This window comes from Streptomyces marokkonensis (genome assembly GCF_008312835.1).
GTDB classification, from domain to species: Bacteria; Actinomycetota; Actinomycetes; order Streptomycetales; family Streptomycetaceae; genus Streptomyces; species Streptomyces marokkonensis_A.
Genome location: NZ_VSKS01000005.1, coordinates 382,133 through 405,972, shown reverse-complemented (window position 1 = coordinate 405,972; position 23,840 = coordinate 382,133). Strand labels below are relative to the sequence as shown.

The 23,840-nt window shown below is 72.8% G+C and carries 19 protein-coding genes; 6 read left to right on the top strand and 13 right to left on the bottom strand.

Features of this window, described 5'->3' with window-relative positions:
• Positions 1-416 precede the first annotated feature (416 nt).
• On the bottom strand, positions 417-1,424 hold the full coding sequence (locus F1615_RS12235; protein ID WP_149548934.1) for a stage II sporulation protein M: 1,008 nt from the start codon (positions 1,422-1,424) through the stop codon (positions 417-419).
• 93 nt (positions 1,425-1,517) lie between these two features.
• On the opposite strand from F1615_RS12235, the gene F1615_RS12230 reads away from it, so the two are divergent.
• Complete coding sequence (locus F1615_RS12230) at positions 1,518-2,453, top strand: RDD family protein (RefSeq protein WP_149548933.1); 936 nt, start codon at positions 1,518-1,520, stop codon at positions 2,451-2,453.
• Between the two features lie 19 nt (positions 2,454-2,472).
• Here the strand turns inward: F1615_RS12230 and F1615_RS12225 are convergent, their stop codons facing one another.
• The 8 genes from F1615_RS12225 to F1615_RS12190 all read right to left on the bottom strand — a co-directional run bounded on the left by F1615_RS12225 (position 2,473) and on the right by F1615_RS12190 (position 10,816).
• Complete coding sequence (locus tag F1615_RS12225; protein ID WP_149548932.1) at positions 2,473-3,087, bottom strand: hypothetical protein; 615 nt, start codon at positions 3,085-3,087, stop codon at positions 2,473-2,475.
• A gap of 150 nt (positions 3,088-3,237) precedes the next feature.
• On the bottom strand, positions 3,238-4,695 hold the full coding sequence (ahcY, locus tag F1615_RS12220; RefSeq protein ID WP_149548931.1) for an adenosylhomocysteinase: 1,458 nt from the start codon (positions 4,693-4,695) through the stop codon (positions 3,238-3,240).
• A 309-nt stretch (positions 4,696-5,004) separates the two neighbouring features.
• Positions 5,005-5,985, bottom strand: coding sequence for a cation diffusion facilitator family transporter (locus F1615_RS12215; RefSeq protein ID WP_149548930.1), 981 nt, complete (start codon positions 5,983-5,985; stop codon positions 5,005-5,007).
• Positions 5,986-6,127: 142 nt separating this feature from the next.
• Positions 6,128-7,279, bottom strand: a complete 1,152-nt coding sequence (manA, locus tag F1615_RS12210; protein ID WP_149548929.1) for a mannose-6-phosphate isomerase, class I — start codon at positions 7,277-7,279, stop codon at positions 6,128-6,130.
• Positions 7,280-7,370: 91 nt separating this feature from the next.
• Positions 7,371-8,498, bottom strand: a complete 1,128-nt coding sequence (locus tag F1615_RS12205; RefSeq protein WP_149548928.1) for an SIS domain-containing protein — start codon at positions 8,496-8,498, stop codon at positions 7,371-7,373.
• A gap of 88 nt (positions 8,499-8,586) precedes the next feature.
• The gene (locus F1615_RS12200; protein WP_149548927.1) at positions 8,587-8,757 is read right to left on the bottom strand and encodes a Trm112 family protein; all 171 of its coding nucleotides are present in this window, start codon (positions 8,755-8,757) and stop codon (positions 8,587-8,589) included.
• Positions 8,758-8,885: 128 nt separating this feature from the next.
• Positions 8,886-10,256: a phosphomannomutase/phosphoglucomutase gene (locus F1615_RS12195; protein WP_149548926.1), complete on the bottom strand. Its 1,371-nt coding sequence runs from the start codon at positions 10,254-10,256 to the stop codon at positions 8,886-8,888.
• Positions 10,257-10,393: 137 nt separating this feature from the next.
• Entirely contained in the window at positions 10,394-10,816 is a 423-nt protein-coding gene (locus F1615_RS12190; protein WP_037940096.1) for a DUF3499 domain-containing protein, read from the bottom strand.
• Positions 10,817-11,099: 283 nt separating this feature from the next.
• Here F1615_RS12190 and F1615_RS12185 point away from each other — a divergent pair, with 283 nt between their 5' ends.
• Entirely contained in the window at positions 11,100-11,561 is a 462-nt protein-coding gene (locus F1615_RS12185) for a metallopeptidase family protein (protein ID WP_149548925.1), read from the top strand.
• A gap of 323 nt (positions 11,562-11,884) precedes the next feature.
• Here the strand turns inward: F1615_RS12185 and F1615_RS12180 are convergent, their stop codons facing one another.
• The 3 genes from F1615_RS12180 to F1615_RS12170 form a co-directional block, all read right to left on the bottom strand.
• Positions 11,885-13,342 (bottom strand): DUF5719 family protein, encoded by a 1,458-nt coding sequence (locus tag F1615_RS12180; protein WP_149548924.1) that lies wholly within the window; start codon positions 13,340-13,342, stop codon positions 11,885-11,887.
• Positions 13,339-16,977 (bottom strand): glycosyltransferase family 2 protein, encoded by a 3,639-nt coding sequence (locus tag F1615_RS12175; protein ID WP_149548923.1) that lies wholly within the window; start codon positions 16,975-16,977, stop codon positions 13,339-13,341. The genes F1615_RS12180 and F1615_RS12175 overlap by 4 nt, the downstream gene beginning before the upstream one ends.
• Before the next feature lie 214 nt (positions 16,978-17,191).
• The gene (locus tag F1615_RS12170) at positions 17,192-17,455 is read right to left on the bottom strand and encodes a WhiB family transcriptional regulator (RefSeq protein WP_003975777.1); all 264 of its coding nucleotides are present in this window, start codon (positions 17,453-17,455) and stop codon (positions 17,192-17,194) included.
• Between the two features lie 715 nt (positions 17,456-18,170).
• Here F1615_RS12170 and F1615_RS12160 point away from each other — a divergent pair.
• The 4 genes from F1615_RS12160 to F1615_RS12145 all read left to right on the top strand — a co-directional run bounded on the left by F1615_RS12160 (position 18,171) and on the right by F1615_RS12145 (position 22,107).
• Entirely contained in the window at positions 18,171-18,713 is a 543-nt protein-coding gene (locus F1615_RS12160) for a cysteine dioxygenase (RefSeq protein ID WP_149548921.1), read from the top strand.
• A gap of 33 nt (positions 18,714-18,746) precedes the next feature.
• The gene (cofD, locus tag F1615_RS12155; RefSeq protein ID WP_149548920.1) at positions 18,747-19,730 is read left to right on the top strand and encodes a 2-phospho-L-lactate transferase; all 984 of its coding nucleotides are present in this window, start codon (positions 18,747-18,749) and stop codon (positions 19,728-19,730) included.
• Complete coding sequence (locus F1615_RS12150) at positions 19,727-21,043, top strand: coenzyme F420-0:L-glutamate ligase (RefSeq protein WP_149548919.1); 1,317 nt, start codon at positions 19,727-19,729, stop codon at positions 21,041-21,043. Before cofD ends, F1615_RS12150 begins: the two co-directional genes overlap by 4 nt.
• A gap of 62 nt (positions 21,044-21,105) precedes the next feature.
• Positions 21,106-22,107, top strand: coding sequence for a DNA-3-methyladenine glycosylase family protein (locus tag F1615_RS12145; protein WP_149548918.1), 1,002 nt, complete (start codon positions 21,106-21,108; stop codon positions 22,105-22,107).
• A gap of 574 nt (positions 22,108-22,681) precedes the next feature.
• Here F1615_RS12145 and F1615_RS12140 read toward each other — a convergent pair.
• Positions 22,682-23,764, bottom strand: coding sequence for a sugar phosphate nucleotidyltransferase (locus F1615_RS12140; RefSeq protein WP_149548917.1), 1,083 nt, complete (start codon positions 23,762-23,764; stop codon positions 22,682-22,684).
• Positions 23,765-23,840 lie beyond the last annotated feature (76 nt).

Genomic DNA, 23,840 nt, shown 5'->3' with positions numbered 1-23,840 from the left:
ATCTGGCGTTGACTTTTGGCACGCTGTTGAGTTCTCAAGGAACGGACGCTTCCTTCGTACTCACCCTCTCGGGCTTTCCTCCGGGCGCTTCCCTTCGGTGTTTCCGACTCTATCAGATCTTTTCGATCCGATTTCCTCGGTGCTTTCCAGGTTCACGCTTTCGCGTTTCCCTTTCCGGCGGATCCGACTTTATCAGAAGTTTCGGGGCGGATTGACCGGCCCTCGTTTTCCGATTCATCGGGAGGTGCTTCCGCGAAATCATCGTCTCGTCGAGAAGCGGCTAGATGTTCACTGTCGCCCTCCGGGTCAGACCCCGTCTCCAGGCAACTGTTCAAATCTACCTCCCCACACGCTCCGTGTCAACGGCTCCTGTGGGGCGAAGAGGAGACTAGCAGCTCCACGGGTCCGTACGCACATCAGGCGGCCGTGGGCACGTCGGCGCTGCGCTCGGACGCCTCGAGGTCGCCCGTGGCGCCGGCCCGCGCGGCACGTCCCCCCACCAGATAGACGTAGGCCAGGAAGACCAGCTCGGCGATGACCCCGATGGTGATGCGCGCCCAGGTGGGCAGGCCCGACGGAGTGACGAAGCCTTCGATGGCGCCCGACACGAAGAGGACCAGGGCCAGGCCGATCGCCATGGCCAGGGCTGCGCGGCCCTCCTCCGCCAGGGCCGTGCGCCGGGTGCGGGGGCCCGGGTCGATGACGGTCCAGCCGAGGCGGAGTCCGGTTCCCGCGGCGACGAAGACCGCGGTGAGTTCCAGCAGACCGTGCGGCAGGACCAGGCCGAGGAAGGTGTCGAGGCGGCCGGCCGAGGACATCAGGCCGAAGCCGATGCCGAGGTTGAGCATGTTCTGGAAGAGGATCCAGATGACCGGCAGGCCGAGGAAGACACCCAGGATCAGGCAGAGGGCCGCGGCCCAGGCGTTGTTCGTCCACACCTGTGCGGCGAAGGAGGCCGCGGGGTTGCTCGAGTAGTACGTCTCGTACTGGCCGCCGGGGCGGGTGAGCTCGCGCAGCTCGCTGGGGGCGGCGATGGACGCCTGTACTTCGGGGTGGGTGCCGACCCACCAGCCGAGCAGGGCCGCCACGGCTGTGGAGAGCAGGGCCGTGGGTACCCACCAGTGGCGCGACCTGTAGACGGCGGCCGGGAAGCTGTGGGTCAGGAAGTGCGTGACGTCCCGCCAGGACGCTCGGCGGGCGCCGGTCACGGCGCTGCGCGCGCGTGCCACGAGTTGGCTGAGCCTGCCGGTCAGCTGCGGATCGGGAGCGGCCGACTGGATCAGGGAGAGGTGGGTGGCGGTGCGCTGGTAGAGGACGACGAGTTCGTCGGTCTCCGCGCCGGTGAGGCGGCGCTGGCGCCGCAGCAGGGCGTCGAGGCGGTCCCACTCCGCGCGGTGGGCGGAGACGAAGACGTCGAGGTCCATCGGTGTGCCTGCTCCCCGGCTGTTCGTCGGCGGTCGGGTCATCAGCTTGGCAGACTGGCGGTGTTCGGGGCAGGCCAGGGAAGGGCGGCGGGCGTGAGTGAGCTGGTGACGGGCGAGGCGGTGGCGCTGGAGCTGCGCCCCGCGAGGCTGCCCAGCAGGGCGCTGGCCGTGCTGCTCGATCTGGCGGTGGCCATTGCCGTGTACGTGGCGGTGACCATTGGTCTCGTGGCCGCGACGGCCTCGTTGGACCGGGCGGCGCAGACGGCGATATCGATCGCGGTGTTCGTCCTCGTGCTGGTGGGCGGGCCGATCGTGGTCGAGACGCTCAGCCATGGACGGTCGCTCGGGAAGATGGCGTGCGGGCTGCGGGTGGTGCGGGACGACGGCGGTCCGATCCGGTTCCGGCATGCGCTGGTGCGGGGCCTGATCGGTGTGATCGAGATCCTGATGACGTTCGGTGTCGTGGCCTGCGTCGCCTCGCTGGTCTCGGCGCGTGGTCGGCGGCTCGGGGACGTGTTCGCCGGGACCCTGGTCGTACGGGAGCGGGTGCCGGCCGGGAGGACGGACTTCGTGCCGCCGCCTCCTCCGTGGCTGGCGGGACGTTTCTCGGGACTCGATCTGTCGGCGGTGCCCGATGGTCTGTGGCTCGCCGTCCGTCAGTACCTGACCCGGATGCGGCAGCTGGATCCGCAGGTCGGCTGGTCGATGGCCGAGCGGCTGGCCTCGGACCTGGCGGACCGTACGGGGGCGCCGGTGCCGCCGGGGGTGCCGCCCGCGGCGTATCTGGCGGCGGTGGTGCAGGAACGGCAGGCCCGGGAGGCCCGGCGGGCGTTCGGCGGGGCCGTCGCGGGTGGGGGGCAGGTCGGTGCGGCGGGTGTCGCGGGTGGCGACGCCCCGCCCGTGCGTCCTTCCGCGGCCGTGCCGCCGGTCGTAGCGCCGTCCGTTCCGCCGGCGCATCCGGGTACCGCTCCGCGGGGCGGGGCGGCGTCGGCCGACCGGCCGTCGACGGGGTTCGTACCGCCGGCGTAGGCGGGTTCGGGACGGTTGGTCAGTCGAAGGCCGACGGTGGTGATTCGAGGTCTTCGAGCTCGATTCCGGGGGCCGCGAGGACCACGTCGCCGGCGAGGTGCACGGCGTGCTGTTCGCCCGTGTCCAGGGCTGTGACCTGGTATTCGTCCACGGTCAGGGGGCCGTTGTCAGTGGCGTGTGCTTCTCTTTCCACCAGCGCCCAGGACTGGTCCAGGGTGCGGGGGGCGAGGACCGGGTCCGTGAAGGCGACGAGGCGTACGCGGGTGGCCGTTGTGGAGGGGGTGAGGCGCAGGAGACGGGCGGTGGCGACGAGGAAGGCGGGCGACGAGCCGGTGAAGGCGTGGGCGCGCACATTTCCTTCGGTGGCATGGGTTCCGGTGGGGTCGGTGCGGACCCAGGTGACGCCGTCGAGAGCGGCGCCGCGGACCTGCCAGCTCGCGGCGTGCAGTTCGAGACGGATGGGGCGGCCGAGTTCGTCGAGGGCGAGGTCGACCGAGCCCAGGTGATCGCCGGAAGGGGCGGTGAGCTGGGAGACGTAGCGCCAGCCGGAGGGGCCGGGGGCGCACTGGAAGTGCTCTTCCGCGAGGGGGGTGTGATCGTGCGGATCGTGGAGCGAATAGCGGCCGCGGGGCATGGGGGTCCTGGGTCGTGACGAGCTGGGCCGGTCGCCGGTCCGCCAACGGGGCAGGCCCCCGGCACGGGGGTGCGGGGGCCTGCCTCGGAGGACCTGCCGCCGGGGAGCGCGTCCGGGCACGGACGTGCTCCCCGCGGTGGGACCGTGGGCTCAGTAGCGGTAGTGGTCCGACTTGTACGGGCCCTCGACCTTCACGCCGATGTACTCGGCCTGCTCGGGGCGGAGGGTGGTCAGCTTCACGCCGAGCGCGTCGAGGTGCAGGCGGGCGACCTTCTCGTCGAGGTGCTTGGGCAGCACGTAGACACCGGTCGGGTACTCGTCGGGCTTGGTGAACAGCTCGATCTGGGCCAGGGTCTGGTCCGCGAAGGAGTTGGACATCACGAACGACGGGTGGCCGGTGGCGTTGCCCAGGTTCAGCAGGCGGCCCTCGGACAGCACGATGATCTTCTTGCCGTCCGGGAAGGTCCAGGTGTGGACCTGCGGCTTGATCTCGTCCTTGACGATGCCCGGTACCTGGGCGAGGCCGGCCATGTCGATCTCGTTGTCGAAGTGGCCGATGTTGCCCACGATCGCCTGGTGCTTCATCTTGGCCATGTCCGAGGCCATGATGATGTCCTTGTTGCCGGTCGTGGTGACGAAGATGTCGGCCTGGCCGACGACCTCGTCGAGCGTGGTCACCTGGTAGCCGTCCATCGCGGCCTGCAGGGCGCAGATGGGGTCGATCTCGGTGATGATCACGCGGGCGCCCTGGCCGCGCAGGGACTCCGCGCAGCCCTTGCCCACGTCACCGTAGCCGCACACGACGGCGGTCTTGCCGCCGATCAGGGTGTCGGTGGCGCGGTTGATGCCGTCGATCAGCGAGTGGCGGCAGCCGTACTTGTTGTCGAACTTCGACTTGGTGACGGCGTCGTTGACGTTGATCGCCGGGAACAGGAGGATGCCGTCGCGCTGCATCTCGTACAGGCGGTGGACGCCGGTCGTGGTCTCCTCGGTGACACCGCGGATCTCGGAGGAGAGCTGGGTCCACTTCTGCGGGTTCTCGCCCAGGGTGCGGTTGAGCAGTTCGAGGATGACGCGGTGCTCGTCGGACTCGGCGGTGTCGGGCGAGGGGGCCTTGCCGTCCTTCTCGTACTCGACGCCCTTGTGGACGAGGAGGGTGGCGTCACCGCCGTCGTCGAGGATCATGTTGGGGCCGCCGGTGGGGCTGTCCGGCCAGGTCAGCGCCTGCTCGGTGCACCACCAGTACTCCTCGAGGGTCTCGCCCTTCCAGGCGAAGACCGGGACGCCCTGCGGGTTGTCGGGCGTGCCGTCCGGGCCGACGGCGATGGCGGCCGCGGCGTGGTCCTGGGTGGAGAAGATGTTGCAGGACGCCCAGCGGACCCGGGCGCCGAGGGCGACCAGGGTCTCGATGAGCACGGCGGTCTGCACGGTCATGTGCAGGGAGCCGGTGACCCGGGCGCCGGCCAGGGGCTGGGCCTCGGCGTACTCCTTGCGGATCGCCATCAGGCCGGGCATCTCGTGCTCGGCGAGGGTGATCTCCTTGCGGCCGAACTCGGCCAGGGAGAGGTCGGCGACCTTGAAGTCCTGTCGGTTGTCGACAGTCGTCATTGCGAGCTGCTCCTCGGGGTGTGGGTCGAGGTGGGTACGGCTGGTCTGCGCGGCGGCGGACACAGGGGTGCCCGAAGAGGACACAGGCATGCCCGCGTGCGCGCAGCGCAGTCCGTCGGAGGCCCTCTCTCCCTCGGCCGGTCCCCGGTGGGACCGCCCGACCGCCATCAGCAGCGACGTCTGGCTCCGTCCCAAGCTACACCGCGAGGCCCGGCGACCCCCAGTCCGGCCGCGTACACATCAGGCCGAATTGGGGGCCGGCGGGCCTCGTCCCGCGCGGGCGCTCCGCGCGGCGCGTGATCGGTGCGCCTAGTGCTCGGTGCCGTGCGGTGCGGGACCGCCGGGGGTGGCCAGGGGGTCGGGGCCCTTGGCGGCTTCGGTCTCGCTGTAGACGTCGGGCTCGAGGTAGATCACGCGGGCGATCGGGACGGCCTCGCGGATGCGGGACTCGGCGGCGTCGATGGCGGAGGCGATCTCGGCGGCGGTGTCGTCGTGCCGGACGGCGATCTTCGCGGCGACCAGCAGTTCCTCCGGACCGATGTGGAGGGTGCGCATGTGGATGATGCGGGTGACGGTGTCACCGTCGACGACGGCGGCCTCGATCTTCCGGGTCTCCTCGGCGCCCGCGGCCTCACCCAGCAGCAGCGACTTCGTCTCGACGGCGAGGACCAGGGCGATCAGGATGAGCAGGACACCGATGCACAGGGTGCCGATGCCGTCCCAGACGCTGTCGCCGGTGGCCAGGGCCATGCCGACACCGCCGAGGGCGAGGATCAGGCCGACGAGCGCGCCGAGGTCCTCCAGGAGGACGACCGGCAGCTCGGGCGCCTTGGAGTGGCGGACGAACTCCTTCCAGGAGCGCTGGCCGCGCAGGAGGTTGGACTCCTTGATGGCGGTGCGGAAGGAGAAGGTCTCGGCGATGATCGCGAAGACGAGGACGCCGACCGGCCAGTACCAGTTCGTCAGCTCGTGCGGGTGCTTGATCTTCTCGTAGCCCTCGTAGAGGGCGAACATGCCACCGACGGAGAAGAGCACGATGGAGACGAGGAAGGCGTAGATGTAGCGCTCGCGGCCGTAGCCGAAGGGGTGCTGCGGGGTGGCCTGGCGCCGGGCCCTCTTGCCGCCGACCAGGAGCAGGGCCTGGTTGCCGGAGTCGGCGAGCGAGTGAACCGACTCGGCGAGCATCGACGAGGAGCCGCTGAAGAGGAACGCCACGAACTTCGCTACCGCGATCGCGAGGTTGGCGGCGAGTGCCGCCACGATCGCCTTGGTGCCGCCTGACGCGCTCATGTGTTCGCGTTGTCCCTTCGTACGCCGTGTGGAGTCCGGGCACGTGTGCGTACGCCGCCCGGGGGGCTGCCCGTCCTATGACGGTGGGACATTGTTGCAGCCCCGTCCGGCGACGGCGTGTCGGGTCGCCGTCACGGCGTGATCAGGCGACGACCGTGGCCCTGAACAGCGTTCCGGTACCCGATACTTCGGCTTGCTCACCGGCCGGGACGAAGACGGAGCGGCCAGGGTCCAGTGCGTGCTCGCCCGCCCGGACGGAGCCGGCGGTGCAGAGCAGGATCTGCGGGGTGGTGAGGGTGAGGTCGTGGGTCGCGCCGCCCTCGGGGAGGACGTAGCGGGAGAGGCGGAACTCGTCGATGGGGGTCTCGTAGACCTCCTCGCCGTCCGGGCCGGCCTCCGGGCGCAGCACACCGGGGTCGCCGGCCTCGAAGCGGACGATGCGCAGGAGTTCGGGGACGTCGACATGCTTGGGGGTCAGGCCGCAGCGCAGGACGTTGTCGGAGTTGGCCATGATCTCGACGCCGAGGCCGTTCAGGTAGGCGTGCGGGACGCCGGCGCCGAGGAAGAGGGCCTCGCCGGGCTGGAGCCGGACGTGGTTGAGGAGCAGCGCGGCGATGACGCCGGGGTCGCCCGGGTAGTGGTGGGCGATGTCGGCGTACGGGGCGTAGTCACCGCCGAGCCGGTCGCAGGCGGCGGCCGTCTCGGTGACGGTGCGGGCCATCTCCTCGGGGTCGGCGGTGAGGATCGCGGTGAGGACCTCGCGCAGGGCCGCCTCTTCCGGGTGGGCGTGCAGCAGGTCGACGTACGGCTTGAGGGAGTCCACGGCGAGGCCGTCGAGCAGCTCGGCGGTGCGCAGCGGGTCGCGGAAGCCGCACAGGCCGTCGAACTCCGTGAGGGCGCAGACCAGTTCGGGCTTGTGGTTGGCGTCCTTGTAGTTGCGGTGCGGGGCGGTCACGGGGACGCCCCGGCTCTCCTCGTCCGCGTAGCCCTCCTTCGCCTGTGCCAGGTCGGGGTGGACCTGCAGGGAGAGGGGGGCGCCGGCGGCGAGGAGTTTGAGGAGGAAGGGCAGACGGGGGCCGAACCTGGCCACCGAGTCCGGGCCGAGTTCCCGCTCCGGGTCGGTGTCGATGACCTCGACGAGGGTGCCCCGCCCGGTGCGCGAGGGTGCGCCGGGATGGGCGCCCATCCACATCTCCGCCTGCGGCTCGCCGGTCGGTTCGGTACCGAGCAGCCGCGGGATGGCGGTGGTGGAACCCCAGGCGTAGGGGCGGATGGTGTTGTCGAGGCGGTCCATGGGGTTCTCTGCGTTCCTTCTGCCGGTTCTCGTGCGGGCGCGCGGTGTCGTGCGGCTGCGCGGAGGGACGTTCAGCGGTACCCGGGCATGATCAGGCCCCCGAGGCGAGCGCCAGGTAAACGGCGGCGAAATCCGTGACGGCGATCAGTTCCGCGAGGGTCTCCAGTTCCCCGCCCTCCTCCGGTTCCAGCTCGCTGATCGGGGTGTCGTGGGAGAGCGCCAGTTCACGGGCGGCGGGGGCGGCGGTGAGGCCGCCGATGGGGCGGTCGCGGAGCAGCACCACACGCGCGTGCAGGGCGGGCGCCTCCTCGACCCGGTCACGGAAGAAGTCCTCCGGGTCCGCGCTGGCGGCGAGCGGGCCGGCGAGCAGCGCGCTGTGCGCGGCGAGCGCCTCAGGCAGTTCGGCGACGACGGCGGGGGTGCCGGAGAGTTCGGCGAGGGCGGCGGCGAAACGGCGGCCCGCCGGGCCTGCCGAGACCCCCTCGGTCCATACGACGGGCAGCGCGTCGGCGAGTTCGGCGGCCAGGGTCTTGGCGGGGTTGCTGTAGGTCGCGATGGCGGGTCCGCAGCGTTCGGCGATGCCGTCGAGACGGTCGGCGACCTTCTCCAGGGCGTCCGGCGGGGCGGTGAGCAGGCCCGCGCGGTCCAGGAGGGCGAGCAGCGGGGTGAGCAGCGCCCACAGGACGCCGGGGGCGGAGGCGGCGAGGGGTTCGTCCTGGTCGTAGGGGGCGGTGGCCATGGGGACGAACATGCCGACGGAGCCGTTCACCGTCTCGGCGAGCGGGGTGCGGGCGGGGGCCACGGCGACGACGGTGCAGCCGCGGCGGTACGCCTGCTCGGCGAGCAGGGACAGGCCCGGTTCGGTGCCGTCCGGGGTGGCGATGAGGAGCAGGTCGACGGAGCCGGCCCAGCCGGGCAGTTCCCAGCGCAGGGCTCCCGCGGCGGGGGCGACGCCGGTGGGGGCGAGCCGGGTGACGGGACTGCCCGCGCCGGCCAGCGTGCCGAGGAGGTCGGCGGTCTGGGTGGCGGCGGCGCCGGGGCCGGCGATCAGCACCGCGCGTGGGCGGCCGTCGGGCTTGAGGGCGTTGACGCCGGCCTCGGCGGCGAGCCGCGCGGCGGTGCGGACGCGGGCGCCGGCTTCGGCGGCGCCGCGGAGCAGGGCGCGGCGGTCGGCCTCGGCGAGGCCCTCCGGTGAGTCGAGAAGCGATTCGTCGAGCATGGGCGGCAGGCTCCGATCTTCGATCGGCGGGGCGGCGTCGGTGCGCGGGGCACCGGGCCGCGGGCGCGGACGCGGGCCGGATCGTCGGTTACGCGGGGCGGCGGGCTTCGTCGACGAGGAGGACGGGGATGCCGTCGCGGACGGGGTAGGCCAGGCCACAGTCCTGGCCGGTGCAGATCAGCTCGGCGTCCTGCTCCTTGAGGGGGGAGTGGCAGGCCGGGCAGGCGAGGATCTCCAGGAGGCCGGCTTCGAGTGGCATGGGGGTCCCTTCGCTGGGTGGATGTGCTGGTCAGGGTACCGCCGGTGGAGGGGTGGGCGGCGGGGTTGGCAGATGGGGCGACGGTGGGTGGTGCGACGGCCGGGGTGGCGCGACGGTGGGTGGCGTGGTCAGGAGGATCTGATGAGGGCCAGGGCCTCGTCGCGGATCTTCGTCATCGTCGCCTCGTCCCGGGCCTCCGCGTTCAGGCGGAGGAGGGGTTCCGTGTTGGAGGGGCGGACGTTGAACCACCAGTCGGTGGAGATGACGGTCAGGCCGTCCAGTTCGTCCAGGGTGATGCCCTCGCGGCCCTCGTACGCGGCTCTGATCGCGGCGAGGCGGGCCGCCTGGTCGTCCACGGTGGAGTTGATCTCGCCGGAACCGGTGTAGCGGTCGTACTGGGCGACCAGCGCGGAGAGGGTGCCCTGCTGACCGCCGAGGGCGGCGAGGACGTGCAGGGCGGCCAGCATGCCCGTGTCGGCGTTCCAGAAGTCGCGGAAGTAGTAGTGGGCGGAGTGCTCTCCGCCGAAGATCGCGCCGCTCCTGGCCATCTCGGCCTTGATGAAGGAGTGGCCCACGCGGGTACGGGCGGGCGTGCCGCCGTTCTCCCGCACGACCTCGGGGACCGACCAGGACGTGATCAGGTTGTGGATGATCGTGCCCTTGCCGCCGTTGCGCGCCAGCTCGCGGGAGGCCACGAGGGCGGTGATCGCCGACGGGGAGACCGGTTCGCCGCGCTCGTCGACGACGAAGCAGCGGTCGGCGTCGCCGTCGAAGGCGAGGCCGAGGTCGGCGCCCTCCTCACGGACCCGCTTCCGCAGGTCGACGAGGTTGGCCGGGTCGAGGGGGTTGGCCTCGTGGTTGGGGAAGGTGCCGTCGAGTTCGAAGTACATCGGGACGAGGGTGAGCGGCAGGCCGGCGAAGACCGTCGGCACGGTGTGCCCGCCCATGCCGTTGCCCGCGTCGACGACGACCTTCAGGGGGCGGACGGACGTCAGGTCGACGAGCGAGCGCAGGTGCGTGGCGTAGTCGTCCAGCGTGTCGCGCCGGGTGATCGTTCCGGGTCCGCCGGCGGCCGGCTCGGGGGCGCCCGACTCGCTCCACCGCTCGACGAGTTCACGGATCTCCGTCAGGCCCGTGTCCTGGCCGACCGGGGCCGCGCCCGCGCGGCAGAGCTTGATGCCGTTGTAGCGCGCCGGGTTGTGCGAGGCCGTGAACATCGCGCCCGGGAGGTTCAGGGCGCCCGAGGCGTAGTACAGCTGGTCCGTCGAGCACAGGCCGATCTCGGTCACGTCGACGCCCTGGGCCGCCGCTCCGCGCGCGAACGCGCCCGACAGGCCGGGGGACGACGGTCGCATGTCATGACCGGTGACGATGGCGGTCGCGCCGGTCACCCGGGCGAAGGCGGCACCGAGGAGTTCGGCGAGCGTCTCGTCCCACTGGTCGGGGACGACCCCGCGCACGTCGTACGCCTTCACGATCTGCGACAGATCAACAGCCACGGCCAACCCTTCCGGAAGTCCTGTCGGTCACCACAAACTACCCGTAGGGGGTGACGCCCCGCCCCGGTGTCCGGACCGGCCGGTGAACGGCTCGGGTGGGGGCTGGTGTCCGGGGAGTACTGGGGAGTACTACGGGGTTAGTTGTCCGGGGAGCGGAGGACGCGCAGGTGGCCGCGGCGTGCGACCTCCATGGGGTCGGCCGTGCGGGAACCGCCGGCGGCTCCGGCCGCTCGTTCCTGCGGGCGGGCCGCCTCGCGCACCGCGTTCGCCAGCGCTTCCAGGTCGTCACCACTGGGCTGGGCCGGGGCCGAGCCGTCGAGGAGGCGGACGACCTCCCAGCCGCGCGGTGCGGTGAGGCGCTCGGAGTGCTCGGCGCACAGGTCGTAGCAGTGGGGTTCGGCGTAGGTGGCGAGGGGGCCGAGGACCGCGGTCGAGTCGGCGTAGACGTACGTCAGCGTCGCGACGGCGGGACGGCCGCAGGCGGTGCGCGAACAGCGACGTACAGGGCTCACGATGTTGGACGGTACCGCACTCTTGAGCGGGCCGCGACGACTCTCCACCAGGTCACTCCACCGTGTCGTAGTGTGAAACGCCCCACATACCCCTTTGGGCTTACCTTGCTGACCTGGTTCTACGCGCGGGTGGGCGGAGATGGCCGGTTCTGATTTCGGTCACCAGTTGGCACAAACACCGTCAAATGCCTTGAGATCATCGGTCCGGGAGGGATACGGAAACGAGCCCAACCTTGGCCGGAATGGTCATGTTGTGACATGGCGCTCGGGTCGGCGCGAAGGCGTGTGGGGATCGGGCGGGGCGGCCGCGTGACGACTACCCTTCGCTGTGATGGACAGCCCTGTGACTCCCCGTCCCGCCGGCCCCGTGCCCCGACGCCGTGATCGCCACGGCCGGGGCATGCGCGGGCCGATCGCACCACCCCAGGTGCCGCTCGCCGCCAGCCGCGCGGAGACGTTCGCGGATCTGGTGCAGGACTCGGTGGAACGGCTCGAGCGGCGGTGGCCGCAGCTCGCCGACATCGATTTCCTCGTGCTGGACGTTCCGCGGCTGGACGGGGCGGGAGCGGGGGCGGGAGCGGGGTGGAGCGACGAGGCGGTGCCGCTGGGCGGGACCGTGACCGCTCGTGAGGGGCGGCCTGCGCGGGTGGTGATCTACCGGCGGCCGGTCGAGATCCGGACGAAGGGGCGTGACGAGCGGGCGGCGCTTGTGCACGAGGTCGTGGTCGAGCAGGTGGCGGACCTGCTGGGGTTGACGCCGGAGACCGTGGATCCCCGGTACGGGGAGGACTGACGGGGGGCTGGCCGCGGGTCGTATGCCTGCGGCGCAGCGGGCTGTGCGGTGGGGGTGGGCGTAGCGCCTGGTGCCGGTGGGTGGGTCGGGGCCGGGTCGGGGGTGTACGTCCTCGGACTGGCGCGACCGGGTCGCTCGGTGGAGGTGCGGGGCGTTGACTCGCACCAGCCGCTGCGGGCGCACACCCCCGCCCCGTCCCCTCCGCGCCGTACGCGGCTGTCCCACGCCCACCGCCAGCCGCGCTCTGCGCCGTACGCGCTGCTGCTCCCGCGGGCCGCCACCACCCTGGGCCGGGGGGCGTGGCGCATCCCCGGCGCGCGGCACTACTTCTGCAGGACCGACAGGTCCTCCGTCGCCTCCGGTACCGCCACCGTGCCCCGGTCGTCCGGGAGGGGCTGGACGGTGAAGAACGGGACGCCGTCCGTCGTCGTCGCGAGTGTGCGGGACGCGTAGACCGGCGTGTCCGACTCGGGTTCGAGCGTGAGCGCGTACGTCCCCTTGGATCCGGAAGGCGCCTCGATGTGCTGCGTGGTGCCGGACTTGATCGTGTACGTCTTGGACGAAGGCGTACCCCCCTCCGTGCCCGCGGAGGCGGTCACCTTGACCGTGGCGGTGGCCTCGGGTGCGGTCACCGAGAGCGTCGTGCCCTTGGCGGTGTTGTCCACGGCCGTCGCGCGCGTGCCCACCGGTCGTGCCGCCGGGATGAACGCCGACTCCTGCTCGTCCCCCTTGCCGCGCAGCACCCGTACCGCCGCCACGACCGGCACGGAGCCGTCCGGCGCGGTCAGCACCAGGGAGCCGGCCTCGCCGCGTGTGATGTCGCCCAGGTCGACGGCCGCCGTCGTGCCGCCCTTCAGATGCAGCGTCTCGTTGCCGGCCGGGGTGATCAGGCCGGAGGGGGAGGCGAGGCGTACCTTCAGGTCGACGTCGGCGTCGTTGGGGGTGAAGGCGACCAGGCGTACGGCGGTGGCGTCCTTCGGGATGCCGGGCAGGACCAGGCTGTTCGACGGGTCGGTCGACGCGGGCAGCCAGTCGCCGCCCAGCTTGTCGTCCAGGGCCTGTACGGCCGCGCCGACCCGGCCGCTGCGGACGACCACGTGCACGGTCACGTCGGTCTGCTTCTCGTCCGTGAGCGTGGACAGCAGGACCGGCTCGGAGGAGTGCGGCTGGACCGTGATGCCCTCCCCCACGGTCGTCTTGAGGGCGCCGTCCTTGCCGTAGAGCTCGATGTCCACGACCGCCGCCGAGTCGTCGGGGTTGGTCAGGTGGACGTAGTCGGTTCGGTCGGCGCCGGTGCTCGTGGCCGGGAACCAGAACTCGGTGTCGGCGGCCGTGCAGGTGACGCCCTGCAGGCCGCGGCCGGTGCCCGCGGCCACCTCGGTCGTCTGCTGCACGGTCCAGCCGGGCGCGAAGCGGCCCTCCGCGGTGCCGACGAGGGCGGGGGCCTCGCCTCCGGAGGCGTCCCCGGTGACCGGTTTGCCGGGGTCACCGGGCTTCAGTACGGGCTTGTCGCCGGACTTGGGGTTCTTCGTGGCCGGGCGGAGTTCGGCCCCGCCCTCGTTCTCCGTGCCCTCCGTGACCGGCGTGAACGACGTGTACGTCGTCTCGGCCAGGTCGGAGGTGCTGGGCTGGGGGCACAGCAGGGTCGTGCGTTCCACGGGGAGGTGGGCCGCCGCCCTGGCCGGCTCGTCGGTGGCGCCCGGTGAGGACACGGCGGCGAAGCCGGTGACGGCGGCGAGGGCGGTCGCGCCCGCGATCAGGGACAGGGTCGTGCGGTTCACTGCTGGCTCCCGTCGGGACGCTCACTGCCCGTGCCGTTGGGGTCGTACGAAGTGTCGTAGCCCTGCGTGTAGTTCTGGTCGTAGCCGCCCTGGGTGTACGTCTGGTCGTACGGCTGCTGCTGGGTGCCGTACGCGTACGGGTCGTACTGCTGCTGGTAGGGGTCCGGCTGGTACGGGCGGCCGTAGGCGTCCGTGGGGTACTGCTGGTACTGGTCGGCCGGGTAGGCGTTGTCGGTGGGGGGCGTCGCGTCCCAGTCGCCGTGGTCGGGCTGCCGGGGGACGGGAGCCGGGGGGTGCTCCGGCGGGGCGGGGACGTCGCCTTCGGCGGCTGCTTCCTCCGGGGCGGCCTCCGCCTCCGCCTGGGCGCGCAGGCGGCGGGCCCGGCGGCCCTCGCCGGCCAGGGCCTCGGCGGGGACGGACGGTTCCTCGGGCAGGTCGTCGTCGACGTCGCGGCGGCGGCCGGGCAGTGCCATGACGACGAGGACCACGGCGAGCAGGCCCTGGGCCCACAGCCACGCGGTGTGGGTGACCGGGTCCTCGTAGGTGACGTCCAGCGTGCCGCCGAAGGAGGGGAGTTCGAAGCCCTGGGCCCAGCCGTCGACCGTGGTGCGGGTCAGCGGCTTGCCGTCCAGGGTGGCGGTCCAGCCCTCGTCGGCGGCGTCGGCGAGACGCAGGACGCGGCCCTCGGCGCCGTTCGGGATCCTGGTGTGGATCTCGACCGGACCGGCTGCGACGGGTTGTGGCTCCGCGTCGCCCTCCCGGGCGGGGACGATGCTCGCGCGGGCGACCTGCCGGTCGACCCGCCACAGCGCGCCGCCCGCCTGCTGGCTGAGCCGGCTGAGGCCGGGCGTGGCGTCCAGGACGCGGGTGACCTCGCGCGGCGCTCCCTGGTGGACCAGGACGTAGCGGACGGCGAAGCCGCCGAGTTCGTCGGCCTGGTCGGCGCCGGAGCCGGCGACGAGGTTGGCGACGACCTTGTCGAGTCTGGTGTTCTCGCCGTCCACAGCGGCGATCTCGGCGTCGCCCATGCGGGCGCCGGAGCCGCGGACCAGCACGTAGCCGACCCGGGCGGTGGAGTCGCTGTCGAGGACCAGGGTGCGGGCCTGGTCGCGGGTGCCGCTCTCCTCGGCGACGAAGGCGGGCACCTGGACGGGGTCGCGCCGCTCCACGGGTCCGTCGGCGCCGCGGATCATCCAGCCGGCGGCGAGGACCAGCGGGCCGGCGGCGCAGGCGAGGGCGATCAGGGCGGCGACCGGCTGGCGCCAGCCGAAGCTCTGCTCGGCGACACGCGAACGCGCGCCGTCCGCGCCGAGCGTGGCGGCGGCCAGGACGGCGATGCCGTAGACGAGGGTGGCGGGGCCGGCCCAGGTGGAGTTGTTGGACAGGACCGCGAAGACGATGCCCACGAGGGCGGCCGTCCACGCCGTGAGGATCGCCGTGCGGCGTTCGGAGCGGAGCAGCGCGGCGAGGGCGGCGAGCACCAGGCCGGTCAGCACCAGGCCGCCGCCGGTGCCGGGGCCGCCCGGGCTCGCGCCGAGCAGGTCGAGGGCGGACGCGGCGGAGGGGCCGTACTCCAGGCCGGCCTCCCGGAAGAAGCCGAACGGGAGCAGGGAGAGCGACCACGGGGCCAGGACCAGCAGGGGCGTGCCCAGCTGGGCGAGGAAGCGGAGTCCGTAGGCCGGGATGTCGGTTCTGCGCAGGGCCAGTACGCCGACGCCGAGGACCAGGGCGACGGGCCACACGATCGGGGTGAACGCGGTCGTGATGGTGAGCAGCAGCGCGTACGCCCAGGTGGCGCGCCAACTGCCGCGCACACCTGAGGGGTTGCTGAGGCCGCTCGCGGCGATGCCCGCGCGCGCGACGAGCGGCAGCAGCACGGCGAGTACGGCGGTGCCGATGCGGCCGCCGGCCAGGGCGCCGGTCGCGGCGGGCAGGAAGGCGTAGGCGACGGCCGCCCACGCGCGCAGCAGCCGGGACTCGACGAGCGGGCGGGAGGCGAGGTACGCGGTGAAGCCGGCCAACGGCACCGAGAAGACCAGGAGAATCGTGACGGCGAGGCCGGTGGAGCCGAGGAGGAGCGAGGCGAACGCCGCGACGACCGCCAGGTAGGGCGGTGCGGATCCGGTGCCGCCGGCGCCCACGGCGTGCCAGGCGTCGGTGTAGCGCGCCCACAGGTCGCCCGCGTCGGCGGGCGCGGGGAGCAGGGCGCCGCCCGCGAGCGCGCCGCCGCCGAGGAGCCCGCGGCAGGCCGCCAGGGAGACGAGCAGCAGGACGAGGAAGAGCACCGGGCCGGGCTTGCGCGCGATGCGCTTGAGGCGGGCGAACTGCTCGACCTCGAGGAAGTCGGCGTCGTCGCCGCCGGGGCCGGACTCGATGGCGCTGCCGTGCCGTCCCGCGCCGGAGGCGGCCTCGGGGTCGGAGCGGCCGACGAGGTTGCTCGCGACCTGTTCCACGGTGACGCGGACGGTCGCGCCGGGCGGCGGGAACAGTGGCCGCAGTTCGCCCTTGTCGGTCTGCGGGCTGCCGCGGTGGCGCCGTCCGGCGAGGATCCGTTCGGGTCGCAGCAGGGTGCCCATGAGGCCGCGGATCTCGTCGACGGCCTGCCCGGGCGCCTTGCCGACGAGGTAGGCGAGGGTGCGCAGCAGGGTGCCGAGGACGACACGGAGCAGCACCCAGGGCAGCACGGCGGTACGGGCGTTGACGAGCAGGGTGTAGACGGCGCCGGCCTTGTCCACCTTGTGCGGGGAGGCGGCGGTGCGGCCCACGCAGTCGACGGTCCGGCGCTCGCGGGAGGCGGCCTCGGCGTGCCGGACGACGGCCTCGGGGGCGATCAGGACCCGGTGTCCCGCCAAGTGCGCGCGCCAGCACAGGTCGACGTCGTCGCGCATGAGGGGCAGGTGCCGGTCGAATCCGCCGAGCCGGTCGAAGACGTCGCGGCGGACCAGCATGCCCGCGGTGGACACCGACAGCACGGGCCGTACGTGGTCGTGCTGGCCCTGGTCCTGCTCGCGGCGGTCCAGGCCGGTCCAGCGGCGGCCGGAGTTGGCGATGGAGACGCCGACCTCGAGGAGCTGCCTGCGGTCGTACCAGCCGCGGAGTTTGGGACCGACGACGGCCACGTCGTCGCGGCCGAGTTCGTACTCGTTCTCCACGACGCGCAGCAGCTGGGCCAGCGCGTCGGGTTCGGGGGCGCAGTCGTCGTGCAGGAGCCAGAGCCACTGCACCGGTTCGCCGTGCGGGAGTTCCGGCATGTCGTACGCGTCGTCGCGCCAGCTGCGGGTGACCGGGTCCCAGCCGCTCGGCCGCTTCAGGTACGGCAGGTCGTCCGGTGTGAGGTGCGGTGCGCTGCGGTTGCACTCCTCGACCGCCTGGCCGAAGCCGGTGCGCCGGGCGAGATGCAGCACGTGGTCGTCGCCGAGGGCCTCGGAGACCAGCCGGGCGGAGTCGTCCGCGCTGCCGGTGTCGGCGCCCATGGCGAACTGGACGGGGCGCTCCTGGCCGAGCAGCCCGGCGAGCGCGTCGGGCAGCCAGCGGGCGCCGTCGTGGGAGACGAGGACCGCGGTCACCACGTGACGCGGGAACTCAGGACTGGCAGCGAGGTCTTGCCGGGCTGCCGTGTGGCTGTGCACGGACATCGAGGTACGGGCCCCGGTTCGGTGGACTGTGGGGGACGCCTGTGCCCGATGGGGGCAGCGGGGCGTCTCGGACGAGCGACCACACTATCGGCTGGGCACCACAGCGGCCCGCCGCCTGTGGACAACCACCTGCGACGGGCCTTAAGTGACGTATGTACGAAGTGACGTGCCTACGACGGAGATGACGCGCGTACGGCGGTGACGCGCCGTTTCGTCAGACGGCCGCCTTCTTGAGCCGGCGGCGCTCGCGCTCGGACAGGCCGCCCCAGATGCCGAAGCGTTCGTCGTTGGCGAGGGCGTACTCGAGGCACTCGGAGCGGACCTCGCAGGCGAGGCAGACCTTCTTGGCCTCCCGGGTCGAGCCGCCCTTCTCGGGAAAGAAGGACTCGGGGTCGGTCTGGGCGCACAGCGCGCGCTCCTGCCAGCCGAGTTCCTCGTCCGCGTCGTCGACCAGCAGTTGCTGCACCAGCTCGGTCATGTGCGCCCCTCGTCTGTCTTTCGCGTCCCCGTGATCTAGCCGTTACCGATTCCGGCTGAACGACACGAGTGAAATTACAAGTGTGCTGCTCCGGGCGAGTCAAGCCGAGATCTGCTATTGGGCCCCTTATTCACTCTGCGGAACCAAGGCCGAGCAGAAAGTGTTCAAATCACCCTAAACCTTGACACACGCACGGGACCCGCGAGGGCTTCCAGCCCCACGCCGAGCCTCTACAGGGAGGACGCCCAGTGGATCGATCCCGTTCCGACACACGCGACGAAGCGAACCGGATCACAGTCGGATCACGGAATCGCAACGGCGCGCCTGCCGCCCGGCCGTGCGCACCTTGTGTCCCGGGAAACGAGTGAGCAAACCTTTCACCTGCGAGATGAACCGGATGAGGTGAACCATGTCCCACATACCGGGCGTCGAGTTGACAGTGCACGAGTGAACCGGTGTCCTAGTGGGCATGCTCGCGAATCAGGCACTCACCACGACCCGCTCCGCCGGGTTCCTCGGTGCTGCCCGCGCTCGCTGTAGCTGTCGCTGTTCCGGCTGTTGAGCTTTCCCCCATCGCTCCCGCCGGCGCCGAGTCCCACACGACCCGGCCGCTGTCTCCTCCGCTCCCACCGGGGCACCCTCGCCGTCGCCCGCGATCCGGGCGTGACGCGGCAACGCTCCCCCACCGCTTCCCCGTCAAGGAACCCCCGCGCCCATGAACAGCGACAGCGATCTCCAGATCGCCGGTGACATCCTCGAAGTCCCGCACCTGCTCCAGCCGCCGCGCGAGCACCCGGCCACCGTCGCCGAGTTCGCCGGTCTGGCCCGCTCCATCGCCGCCGACCGCTCCCAGTGGGAGCACCTCGTCCGGTACGACGCCACCAGCCGCTGGTACCACCGGCTGCGCACCGGCCCGGGCTACGAGGTGTGGCTGCTGTCCTGGGTGCCCGGTCAGGGCAGCGGGCTGCACGACCACGGCCGTTCCTCCGGCGTGCTCACCGTCCTGGACGGCGCACTGACCGAGCGCACCGAACGCGGCACGCGCGCGTTGCGGGCAGGCGCGCAGCGGGTGTTCGCACCCGGCTACGCGCACGAGGTCGTCAACGACGCGCTGGATCCCGCGGTCAGCCTGCACATCTACTACCCGGGCCTGACCGAGATGCCGATGCTCCTTCCGTCCGGGCTTCGTTCGGCCGGGGAACCCCCTGTCGCCCCGCACTGCGAGGCGCGCCCGGCACCCGGTCCGGTGACTGCCTGACGCGATGCCGTAGCGGCCTGCGAGGATGGCCCCATGCGCATTGTGGTTCTGGCAGGCGGCATCGGCGGTGCCCGTTTCCTGCGCGGTCTGAAGCGGGCCGTGCCGGACGCGGACATCACCGTCATCGGCAACACCGGGGACGACATCCACCTCTTCGGGCTGAAGGTCTGCCCGGACCTCGACACGGTGATGTACACGCTCGGCGGCGGCATCAACGAGGAGCAGGGCTGGGGGCTGACCGACGAGACCTTCCGCCTCAAGGAGGAGCTCGCGGCGTACGGCGTCGGCCCTGAGTGGTTCGGGCTCGGCGACCGCGACTTCGCCACGCACATCGTGCGGACGCAGATGCTCGGCGCCGGGTATCCGCTCAGCGCGGTGACCGAGGCGCTGTGCGACCGGTGGAAGCCCGGTGTGCGCCTCATCCCGATGACCGACGACCGCGTGGAGACGCATGTGGCCGTCACGCTGCCGGACAGCGGCTCCGCCGCGGGGCCCGGCGAGCGCAGGGCGATCCACTTCCAGGAGTACTGGGTGCGGCTGCGGGCCTCGGTGCCGGCCGAGGCGGTCGTACCGGTCGGCGCGGAGCAGGCGAAGCCGGCCCCGGGGGTCCTGGAGGCGATCGCCGAGGCCGACGTCATCCTCTTCCCGCCGTCCAACCCGGTGGTCTCCGTCGGCACCATCCTGGCCGTGCCCGGCATCCGGGAGGCGATCGCCGACGCGGGCGTCCCGGTGATCGGCCTGTCGCCGATCGTCGGGGACGCGCCCGTGCGCGGCATGGCCGACAAGGTGCTCGCGGCCGTCGGCGTGGAGTCCACGGCGCCCGCGGTGGCGGAGCACTACGGCTCGGGCCTGCTGGACGGCTGGCTGGTCGACACCGTGGACGCGGGCTGTGTGGAGCGCGTCGAGGCGGCCGGGATCCGCTGCCGGGCCGTACCGCTGATGATGACCGACGTCGACGCGGCCGCGCGGATGGCGCGCGAGGCGCTGACGCTGGCCGAGGAGGTCCGGGCGGTATGAGCGGCGCGCGCCCCACGCCCGGCGGCTACCGCGTCTGGGCCGTACCGGGTCTGCCCGAGGTCCGCCGGGGCGACGACCTGGCCAAGCTGATCGCGGCCGCCCAACCGGACCTGTCCGACGGCGACGTCCTGCTCGTCACCTCGAAGATCGTCTCCAAGGCGGAGGGGCGGATGGTCGAGGCGGCCGACCGGGAGGCGGCGATCGACGCGGAGACGATACGCGTCGTGGCCCGGCGCGGGCCCCTGCGCATCGTGGAGAACCGGCAGGGCCTGATCATGGCCGCGGCCGGGGTCGACGCCTCCAACACCCCCGCAGGCACGGTCCTGCTGCTGCCCGAGGACCCGGACGCCTCCGCGCGGGCGATCCGCGAGGGCCTGCGCGCCGCGCTCGGCGTCGAGGTCGGCGTGCTCGTCACCGACACCTTCGGCCGCCCCTGGCGCGCGGGCCTGACGGACGTCGCGATCGGCGCGGCGGGCGTACGGGTGCTCGACGACCTGCGCGGCGGCACCGACGCCCACGGCAATCCCCTCGGCGCCACCGTCGTCGCCACGGCCGACGAGCTCGCCGCCGCGGGCGACCTGGTCAAGGGCAAGGCCGCCGGCCTCCCGGTGGCCGTCGTCCGGGGGCTGCCGCACGTGGTGGCGTCCGATGACGGCGAGGGCGCGCGGGCGATGGTGCGCGGCGCGCGCGACGACATGTTCCGCCTGGGCACGTCGGAGGCCGTACGGCAGGCGGTGACCCAGCGCCGTACGGTGCGGGCCTTCACGGACGAGCCGGTCGACCCGGGCGCGGTGCGCCGCGCGGTGGCGGCGGCGGTGACGGCACCGGCCCCGCACCACACCACGCCGTGGCGCTTCGTCCTGCTGGAGTCCGCCGGGTCCCGCACCCGTCTCCTGGACGCGATGCGCGACGCCTGGATCGCGGACCTGCGCCGTGACGGCAAGACGGAGGAGTCCATCGCCAAGCGCGTCCGCCGCGGCGACGTCCTGCGCAACGCGCCCTGTCTGGTCGTACCCTGCCTGGTCATGGACGGCTCGCACACCTACGGGGACGAGCGGCGGGACGGGGCGGAGCGGGAGATGTTCGTGGTCGCCATGGGCGCGGGTGTCCAGAACTTCCTGGTCGCGCTGGCCGGGGAGCGGCTGGGCTCGGCCTGGGTGTCGTCGACGATGTTCTGCCGCGACGTGGTCCGCGAGGTGCTGGACCTGCCCGCGAGCTGGGACCCGATGGGCGCTGTCGCGGTGGGTCACCCGGCCGGGGATCCACGCCCGCGGCCCGAGCGGGAGGCGGGCGGCTTCATCGAGGTGCGGTGAGCCGGGCGCGCGGGCGCCTACCCTCTTAGAGGCCCCGCTCTCCTCTCCACCCTGGGACTCCCGTGGCAGGACGATTCGCTCCCCGCCCCACCCGCACGACCGTGCGCGGCGGTCACGTCGCCGTGCCCGCGGGCGTCCCCCGCCAGGCACCGGCCCCGGCACGGGTGCGGACGTATGTGCCGGACGGTCCGCTGGACCTCGGCCTGGTGCTCGGGCCACTGCGGCGCGGGCCCGGCGATCCGACGTTCCGGGCGCTGCCGGACGGCTCCGTGTGGCGGGCCAGCCTGACGCCTGCGGGCCCGGGGACACTGCGGGTGACGCAGCGGGCCGGTGAGGTCCGGGGCGAGGCGTGGGGCCCGGGCGCCGAATGGCTCCTGGAACGCCTGCCGGAGATGCTCGGGGCGGCCGACGACCCGTCCGCCTTCGTCCCCCGGCACAGGCTGCTGGCGCTGACCCGGCACCGGCGGCCCGGACTGCGGCTGACGCGGACCGGGCTCGTGCTCGAGTCGCTGATCCCGTCGATCCTGGAGCAGAAGGTCACGACGGGTGAGGCGTACCGGGCGTGGCGGCTGCTGGTACGGAAGTACGGCGAGCCGGCGCCCGGGCCCGCGCCGGAGCGGATGTCGGTGATGCCGGCGCCCCGTACCTGGGCGCTGATCCCGTCCTGGGAGTGGCACCGCGCCGGGGTCGACAACAAGCGGGCGTCGACGGTGCTGCGGGCGGTGCGGGTCGCCGCGCGGCTGGAGGAGGCGGTGGGAATGCCTCCGGAGGCGGCACAGGAGCGGTTGGAGCTGGTCTCGGGGATCGGGCCGTGGACGTCCGCGGAGACGGTGCAGCGGAGTCATGGCGCGGTGGACGCGGTGACCGTGGGGGATCTGCATCTGCCGGGGATCGTGGGGTGGGCGCTGGCGGGGGACCGGTATGCGGATGACGCGGTGATGCTGTCGCTGCTGGAGCCGTATGCGGGGCAGCGGCACCGGGCCGCGCGGTTGGTTCTGCTGAGTGGGTGTGTGCCGGGGAGGCGGGCGCCGCGGATGCCGTACGGCGACATCGGGCGGCTGTGACGCCCGGTTGCCCCGTGAACCGGCGTTGACGCGTGCCGGGGGATGCTCGCGCAGCCCGGCGCCTACGGGGTGCCGTCGCGCCCCCCATCGCCCCAGCGGCACGACTGCCCGCGGGAACGACGGTGGCGGCCCGCGAGAGCGGCAGGCGCGTACGGCACGGAGCACGGCTCACGGTCGGCGCGAGACAGGCCCGTACGGCACGGAGCACGGCTCACGGTCGGCGCGAGACAGGCCCGTACGGCACGGAGCACGGCTCACGGTCGGCGCGAGACAGGCCCGTACGGCACGGAGCACGGCTCACGGTCGGCGCGAGACAGCCGCGTACGGCACGGAGCACGGCTCACGGTCGGCGCGAGACAGCCGCGTACGGCACGGAGCACGGCTCACGGTCGGCGCGGGACAGGCGCGTACGGCGCGGAGGGGTCGGGGCGGGGGTGTGCGCCCGCAGCGGCTGGTGCGAGTCGACGCCCCGCACCTCCACCGGGCAACCCGGTCGCGCCAGTCCGAGGACGTACACCCCCGACCCGGCCCCGACCCACCCACCGGCAGAAGGCGCTGCGCCGGCCCGCGACGGCTACTGGTCCGAGGAGAAGCGGACCGCGCCCGCCGGGATGCGGGCGTCGCACCACACGCGGACGCCCTCGCGGAGTTCGTTGCGTGCGCCTATGACCGCGCCGTCGCCTATGACCGTGCCGGTCAGGACCGACCGTTCGCCCACCCGTGCCCGCGTCCCGATCAGCGAGTCGGTGACGACCGCGCCCGGTTCGATCACCGCACCCGGCAGGATCGTGCTCCCGAAGACGCGCGCGCCCTCCGCCACGAACGCGCCCTCGCCCACCACCGTCCCGCCCGCGAGCTTCGCGTCCGCCGCCACCGTCGCCGTGGGCAGCACCAGCCGGTCACCGCAGCGGCCGGGCACCGCGGGCGACGGCGCACGCCCGAGCACCAGGTCCGCCGAGCCCCGTACGAACGCCGCCGGCGTCCCCAGGTCCAGCCAGTACGTCGAGTCGACCATCCCCTGCAGATGCGCCCCCGCCGCGAGCAGCCCCGGGAACGTCTCCCGCTCCACCGACACCACCCGCCCCGCCGGAATCGTGTCGATCACCGAGCGGCGGAAGACGTACGCCCCCGCGTTGATCTGGTCGGTGACGATCTCCTCCGGCGTCTGCGGCTTCTCCAGGAAGGCCAGCACCTTCCCGGTGTCGTCCGTCGGGACCAGCCCGTACGCCCGGGGATCGGTCACCTTCGTCAGATGGAGCGAGACGTCCGCCCCCGACGTCTCGTGCGTCCGCACCAGCGCCCGGATGTCCAGCCCCGTGAGGATGTCCCCGTTGAAGACCAGCACCGGCTCGTCCGGCCCCGAGTGCAGCCGGGACGCGACGTTGCGGATGGCGCCGCCCGTACCGAGCGGCTCCTCCTCCGTCACGTACTCGATGTGCAGCCCCAGCGCCGAGCCGTCCCCGAAGTACGGCTCGAAGACCTCGGCCAGGTAGGACGTGGCCAGGACGATGTGCTCGACGCCCGCGGCTCTGGCTCTCGCCAGCTGGTGCGTCAGGAAGGGCACCCCGGCCGCCGGGACCATGGGCTTGGGCGTGTGCACCGTGAGCGGTCGCAGCCGCGTGCCCTTGCCTCCGACCAGGAGGATCGCTTCTGTCACCTGTCGTCTCTGCTTCCTGCCGGGACCGGCCGAGCTGTCTTTCGGCCGGCCAGTGTATGCAGACCGTTCTCCGGCA